The sequence below is a fragment of the Pseudoalteromonas sp. MER144-MNA-CIBAN-0113 genome (genome assembly GCF_040308965.1).
GTDB lineage: Bacteria > Pseudomonadota > Gammaproteobacteria > Enterobacterales > Alteromonadaceae > Pseudoalteromonas > Pseudoalteromonas tetraodonis.
This window is the reverse complement of record NZ_JBEOOG010000253.1, coordinates 1-309: the sequence shown is the minus strand read 5'-3', so window position 1 is coordinate 309 and position 309 is coordinate 1. Positions and strand designations below refer to the sequence as shown.

1 pseudogene is annotated in these 309 nt (G+C 36.9%); it reads right to left on the bottom strand.

Annotated elements, in window-relative coordinates:
• Positions 1-53 precede the first annotated feature (53 nt).
• Positions 54-309, bottom strand: a pseudogene (locus tag AAEY57_RS19600) (peptidylprolyl isomerase SurA); the annotation flags it as partial.

Sequence of the window (309 nt, the reverse complement as noted above, 5' to 3'; positions counted from 1 at the left end):
TAGTTTAATAGCTCAATAACTTTATCTGCGCGTGTTTTTGCGCCAGCAATTTAGTATGCATTCGCATCGTTAGGGATATATATTAAAATATGACCAATGTCGTACTATTCAGAACTTTGAAATTGGGTTTCCATAATTTTTAAAAGGTTATCAACTTCTTGTTCGCTAATATAAATACGGCGATCGACACTTGCACGTGTTACTTGTTGCGTTGTAATTTCTTTACGAATTTCTTCACGGTAAGCTTGAAAGCTTTCGCCCGAATCTTCAATAGTACGGCGTAAATCTGCAATTGTGCCACCTTGCTCT